Below are 5,987 nucleotides of genomic sequence, written 5' to 3' on the forward strand. Positions count from 1 at the left end.
ATGGGGTGTCCCTCTAGGTACGGATTAAGTGGCTTTGATGACCACGCAACCAAAAAAAATGGTTATTTTTTAATTTAAAGGAGAAGAAGCTTTAGACTGGTGCTGATACCCAGATTTGAACTGGGGACCTCACCCTTACCAAGGGTGCGCTCTACCGACTGAGCTATATCAGCACACAAATTTGAGTTGGAGCGTGCAGCGGGAATCGAACCCGCATCATCAGCTTGGAAGGCTGAGGTAATAGCCATTATACGATGCACGCAACACGTAACTCTGTTTGAGCTATTTAACCTTTAGAATATGGTGGAGGGGGACGGATTCGAACCATCGAAGGCAGTGCCGGCAGATTTACAGTCTGCTCCCTTTGGCCACTCGGGAACCCCTCCAAATTTTTAAGCTTTCTTCTCGCTCCCTCAAGAGGGAAGAAAGTGGTGCCGACTACCGGAATCGAACTGGTGACCTACTGATTACAAGTCAGTTGCTCTACCTACTGAGCTAAGTCGGCACAAGTGGGGCGCATTTTATTGAATGATTTTCCACCTTGCAATAGTAAATTGAAAAAAAATGGAAAAATCTAATAAGTAATGAAATTTAGCGGGTATTTCTTATTAAGTTTGTCTCTTTAATCCACATCTCTCTCACGAATATATTTTATTTATCCATCGCATGATGTATTTTCCATGCACTTGTTTTGTAACCCACTATAGAGTTTTTATGAGCCCATTTATGTCATTTGACCGCGAACGCTGGTCTGAACTAAGAAATTTAGTTCCCATGACACTGTCAGAAAATGACTTAAAAGAGCTTCAAGGGATCAATGAAAAATTGACGATGGAAGAAGCGGTAGAGATCTACCTACCCCTCTCACGTCTATTAAACCTCTATGTGGCTGCAAGACAGAACCGTAACTCGGTGCTTCAGCAGTTTTTGGATAAAGATGAGAAAGCGCCTCCCTTTGTTATTGGCATTGCAGGCAGTGTCGCAGTAGGGAAAAGCACCACCGCTCGACTACTGAAAGCCCTACTTTCTCGCTGGGACAACCACCCAAAAGTTGAGCTGGTGACCACTGACGGCTTTTTATATCCAAACGAAGTACTTCAAGAAAAAGGCTTAATGGGCAAAAAAGGCTTTCCTGAGTCTTACGATATTAAGCGCTTGGTGAAGTTTGTTTCCGATGTCAAAGCCTGTAAGCGTAATGTGCAGGCGCCTGTCTACTCACACCTAACCTACAACATCACTGACGAAGTGAAAGAAGTCGATCTTCCAGATGTCTTGATCATCGAAGGACTGAATGTACTGCAGAGCGGTATGAACTACCCACACGAACCACATCGTGTGTTTATTTCAGATTTTTTGGATTTCTCTCTTTATGTCGACGCAGACAGCGCGCAAATTCAAGAGTGGTATGTGAATCGCTTTATGAAGTTCCGTGAGGGTGCATTCGCCAAACCAGGTTCTTACTTTAGCCACTACACCCTGCTCAATGATCAAGAAGCGGTCGATAAGGCTCAGAATATCTGGAAGTCGATTAATGGTCTCAACTTAGAGCAGAATATCTTACCAACCAGAGAAAGAGCGCACCTTATTCTACGTAAGGGCGCTGATCATATGGTTGAAGAGGTTTTACTACGCAAGTAGTGAGGATGACTTTTCGTATTTTGGGAGGCAACTAGTCCGCTTTGCGCAGTGAGATTTCGCCACCAATATAGGCTTCAATGCCATTCTCAGTTTCTAGTAGAACAGCACCTTGCTCATTAATGCCTTTGACCGTACCTTCTATCTCTCTCGGCCCAATGATCAAACGAACCGAACGTCCTAGGAAGTTATCTAATCGATTCCAGCGTCCAACAAAGTCTGTCATTCCTTTGAGCTCATACTCATCAAGTGCTTTATACCAGGCATTAATTAATGCCTGCGCGAGCTCATTGCGGTCCGGTACCTGACCTCCGCAGACCTCTTTTAACGAAGTCCATGGTTGTCCAATACCCGATGTATTTGGATCCATTGATAAGTTTAGGCCCATACCGATCACGATATTAGCTGCACCACCAGACTGTCCTGAAAGCTCAACCAAGATTCCCGCAAGCTTCTTATCATTGTGATATAGGTCGTTCGGCCATTTGAGCTTGACGCCTTCAACACCCATCTCCTCGAGAGCCTCTACAATGGCAACACCAACGACGAGACTCAGTCCCATTGCCGCTGCCATACCAGCATCCAGTCGCCAGTACATTGACAAATATAAGTTGGCGCCAAACGGGGATACCCATTCGCGTCCGCGGCGACCACGCCCAGCAGCTTGGTATTCTGCAATACATACCGAACCTGACTCTAGAGAGTCTCCTTTATCAAGCAGGTGTTGGTTTGTAGAACCGATAATTGGTATAAGTTCTAGGGAAGAGTCTACGCCAGGCGCCTTAAGCTTCGAATCATCAAGCATGTTCAGTGGCTGAGCGAGCTTATAGCCCTTACCTTGCACTCGATAAATATCCAGTCTCCACTCTTGTATACCCTTAATATGCTTACTGATAGCTGCACGAGAAACACCTATCAGCTCGCCTAGCGCTTCACCTGAATGGAACTCGCCATCAGCCAGAGCTTTAAGCAGGGTTAACTTGGTTGTATGGTCTCTCATGCTAGCGCCTCCAGTGCGATATCGAGATTGATCTCACCATCTTTACCCATAAACCTCACTTCATGCTCAAGCGTGATACCAAACCTCTCTTTAACTGCTGAGCGAACTTGGTTTGCTAGACGGACAACATCAGAAGAAGAAGCATCACTGTAGTTGATCAAAACCAAGGCCTGATTTGGGTGAACCTGAGCGCCCCCTTCTTTGTGCCCCTTGAACTGGCATTGATCGATCAACCAACCTGCAGCCACTTTGATCTTATCGCCACTCTCATAGCCAACAATATTTGGATAAGTTTGAGTTAAGCGATCATAGTGATCCTTTTCGATCACCGGGTTTTTGAAGAAGCTGCCCGCATTACCATTTACTGCAGGATCAGGAAGCTTGCTTGAGCGAATAGCACAGACTTCATCAAAGATTACACGAGGGGAAATCGTCTCCATGTCCAACGATTTGAGTGGCCCATAGTGATTACATGGTTGCCAGTCTTTACTCAAGGTTAAACCAATTGCGACCACGATTGCTTTACCATAAAGGGCGTGCTTGAATATCGAATCACGATAACCAAATTGGCACTCTTCGCGATTTAACCTCTTTACCGTGTATGTATCTAAGCACAGGATATCAACGTATTCACATACATCTTGCAATTCAACGCCATAAGCACCGATATTCTGAATCGGGGCAGAACCTGAACATCCAGGAATCATGGCTAGATTTTCTAATCCACCAATGCCTTGCTCTACAGACCACTCCACCAAGCTTGGCCAGTCTTCACCACCACTAATATGAAGTTTATAGTGTGTCTCAGTTTCGGTTTGCTCAATCCCTTCCAGCTTATTCACCATCACTAAGCCTGCAAAGTGCTCGGTAAATAGCATGTTGCTACCCTTGCCTAACATCAATTTCGGAAGGTGGCTCCATTGTGGGGATTGGTAAGCAGAGATCAGATCGTCTATAGAGCGGATTTCAATAAGCACATCACAAGTCTGCTCGATAGAGAAGGTATGTGCCTTTTTCAAACTGGCATTGAGATAAGATTGCATGGCGATATTCAATTAAACTAAACTGCCTCCATTCTACAGCAGTTACCCAACCGGCGCAGTGATTGAATGAACAATGTAATAATAGCTCAGCTGGATCCGATCAAAGTTCCATTAGTTAAGCGCTTCTATAAAGAGCATTACCCCTCCGGTAAAGCTAACAAGAGCGAGTTAATCTACTCGTTAACCATCGATAACCAATTATTAGGAGTGGTTCGTCTTCGCACAATCGAGCAGTTTCGCTTACTGACAGGAATGGCCATTTCAAAAGAGTATCGAGGGCAACAACTGGGGAAACAGTTGATGGACTACTGTGAAGAAAATACGTTGAATGAGCAAGATTATTGCTTTGCTTACGCCCATTTAGAGAACTTTTATAGCCGCCACCATTTCGTAAAAATAACACCTCAAGAGCTGCCAAATAGCCTGAAAAACCTCTTCGAGCGCTATACAAATAGTGGAAAAGATCTCATTCCTATGCATTATCAGCAAAATTGTTAGAGAATGCCTCGATTATCTAGTAATTCGCCATTTGCCTTTGGTAAAATTCGCTGTTCGCAATTTTGCATATTTTTAAGGTCAAACAGTCAATATGATTGCTAGTAGGAATCCATTCATACAGTTACCCACTGTAGCTCAGAACCCCGATAAGTTTGAAGTACTGTTATCAGCACAAGAGTTCAGAACTCGTTTACTTAAAGAGATCTCTGAAGCAACTCAGCGTATCTGTCTGGTTGCTCTCTATCTAGAAGATGACGAAGCAGGTCGTGAGATCCTTACTGCACTGTATGAAGCTAAGCAAAGCAACCCTCAGCTTGATATCAGTGTCTGTGTTGATTGGCACCGAGCTCAGCGTGGCCTTATTGGTGCGGAATCATCAGAAGGTAACGCTGCAATGTATAAAGCATTCGCAGATAAGTATGAACATGACGTCCCTGTTTATGGCATCCCTGTTCGCGGCAAAGAAGTCTTTGGTGTGCTTCACCTGAAAGGGTTCGTCGTTGACGATAAGGTTATCTACAGTGGTGCAAGCCTCAACAACATCTACTTGAACTATCACGACCGTTACCGTTTCGACCGTTACCATGTTTTAAACAATAAAACTCTTGCTGACACCATGTTCAGCTACGTACAAGATCAAATGGTTGCGGATACAGCGGTAAATAATCTAGCCGATCATAGCAAACCAACCACTAAACAGATTAAATCTGCGATCCGTCAGTTCCGATCGACACTAGCTCGCTCTCAATATCAGTTTAAGAGCGAAGAAGTCTCAAGTGAGCAAGTGGCAGTGACTCCGCTCGTTGGCATTGGTAAACGCCGCAACCGCCTAAACCAAGGCATCAATCAGTTGATCGCTCAAGCCAAAGATGAAATCTTCATCTGCACCCCTTACTTCAACTTCCCACCTAGTCTCGCGAAGGAAGTGAAAAAAGCCCTTAAACGTGGGGTAAAGGTAAGTATTGTTGTTGGTGATAAAACGGCGAATGACTTCTTTATCTCTCCAGAAGAAGAGTTCAAGACCATTGGTGGCCTGCCTTACCTATATGAGCTAAACCTTCGTCGTTTTGCGAAAGCGAATGAGGCGAACATTGCAAGTCGTAAACTGTCTATCCACCTTTGGAAGCACGACTCAAACAGCTTCCACCTGAAAGGTATTTGGGTAGATAAGCGCTACATGCTTCTTACTGGTAACAACCTGAACCCAAGAGCTTGGAAACTCGATCTTGAGAACGGTATTTTCATCCAGGATAACTACAATCACCTTGCTGAGAAATTCCAAGCTGAAGTCGATAATATCCTTCAACATACTCAGCTGATCTGCACTTATAAGCAGCTAGACAAAGTTGATAGCTATCCAACCGAAGTACAGAAGCTAATTCGCAAGATAACGCGTGTAAAGGCTGATAGAGTGCTTAAACAGATTCTATAAGTATCAGCTTTAAATTATCTCTACTTTAACGCCTAGCAGTCGCTGGGCGTTTTTATATCTGTAATACGAGATAGTTTTCTCTGGCTGCTCTGCCTTATCAACGGTTTACAATGAGCTCTACTTCCACTGAACAGGTAATAAAGATCTGATACATCTTTCAGGTTTATCACCTCAATCAACTATGTCGGGAACTGATCTTATAACCTAACAAGGCGACTATTTATGTTAGCGGATATAGTGCCCGAACATATCTGCTTAAGTTTATATGAAGTAGTCAGTAGGATTAGAATCACAGGTCTAAGGCTAAGACATCTATCCTTAGAAACGACCAAAGCCTAATCGTAAGAGTAGGCTTTCTAATAAACCAAAAGCTGTTGGG

5 protein-coding genes and 4 tRNA genes are annotated in these 5,987 nt (G+C 44.0%); 3 read left to right on the forward strand and 6 right to left on the reverse strand.

Annotation, left to right across the window (positions count from 1 at the left end):
• Nucleotides 1-97: 97 nt before the first annotated feature.
• The 4 genes from AC6R05_RS00005 to AC6R05_RS00020 form a co-directional block, all read right to left on the reverse strand.
• Nucleotides 98-173, reverse strand: a tRNA-Thr gene (locus AC6R05_RS00005).
• Nucleotides 174-187: 14 nt separating this feature from the next.
• A tRNA-Gly gene (locus AC6R05_RS00010) sits at nucleotides 188-262 on the reverse strand.
• A gap of 39 nt (nucleotides 263-301) precedes the next feature.
• A tRNA-Tyr gene (locus AC6R05_RS00015) sits at nucleotides 302-386 on the reverse strand.
• 43 nt (nucleotides 387-429) lie between these two features.
• Nucleotides 430-505, reverse strand: a tRNA-Thr gene (locus AC6R05_RS00020).
• 209 nt (nucleotides 506-714) lie between these two features.
• Between AC6R05_RS00020 and coaA the strand changes: the two genes are divergently transcribed.
• Nucleotides 715-1,638: a type I pantothenate kinase gene (gene coaA / locus AC6R05_RS00025; RefSeq protein WP_032550054.1), complete on the forward strand. Its 924-nt coding sequence runs from the start codon at nucleotides 715-717 to the stop codon at nucleotides 1,636-1,638.
• A 31-nt stretch (nucleotides 1,639-1,669) separates the two neighbouring features.
• Here coaA and birA read toward each other — a convergent pair whose 3' ends face one another.
• Complete coding sequence (gene birA, locus AC6R05_RS00030) at nucleotides 1,670-2,635, reverse strand: bifunctional biotin--[acetyl-CoA-carboxylase] ligase/biotin operon repressor BirA (protein WP_500646214.1); 966 nt, start codon at nucleotides 2,633-2,635, stop codon at nucleotides 1,670-1,672.
• A complete protein-coding gene (gene murB / locus AC6R05_RS00035) occupies nucleotides 2,632-3,678 on the reverse strand; it encodes a UDP-N-acetylmuramate dehydrogenase (protein ID WP_500646215.1) in 1,047 nt (348 codons plus the stop codon). Before murB ends, birA begins: the two co-directional genes overlap by 4 nt.
• 66 nt (nucleotides 3,679-3,744) lie before the next feature.
• On the opposite strand from murB, the gene AC6R05_RS00040 reads away from it, so the two are divergent.
• Together AC6R05_RS00040 and pssA are read left to right on the forward strand one after the other, a co-directional pair.
• A complete protein-coding gene (locus AC6R05_RS00040; RefSeq protein WP_032550051.1) occupies nucleotides 3,745-4,176 on the forward strand; it encodes a GNAT family N-acetyltransferase in 432 nt (143 codons plus the stop codon).
• A gap of 91 nt (nucleotides 4,177-4,267) precedes the next feature.
• Entirely contained in the window at nucleotides 4,268-5,608 is a 1,341-nt protein-coding gene (pssA, locus tag AC6R05_RS00045) for a CDP-diacylglycerol--serine O-phosphatidyltransferase (protein WP_500646216.1), read from the forward strand.
• The last annotated feature ends 379 nt before the right edge of the window (nucleotides 5,609-5,987 follow it).

The organism is Vibrio sp. R11-SG3-ISO9 (assembly GCF_059834255.1).

Excerpts from the sequence above, each read along its gene's own strand:
- coaA (WP_032550054.1), top strand. The coding sequence starts at position 715 with ATGAGCCCATTTATGTCATTTGACCGCGAACGCTGGTCTGAACTAAGA.
- AC6R05_RS00040 (WP_032550051.1), top strand. The coding sequence starts at position 3,745 with ATGAACAATGTAATAATAGCTCAGCTGGATCCGATCAAAGTTCCATTA.
- birA (WP_500646214.1), bottom strand. The coding sequence starts at position 2,635 with ATGAGAGACCATACAACCAAGTTAACCCTGCTTAAAGCTCTGGCTGAT.
- pssA (WP_500646216.1), top strand. The coding sequence starts at position 4,268 with ATGATTGCTAGTAGGAATCCATTCATACAGTTACCCACTGTAGCTCAG.
- murB (WP_500646215.1), bottom strand. The coding sequence starts at position 3,678 with ATGCAATCTTATCTCAATGCCAGTTTGAAAAAGGCACATACCTTCTCT.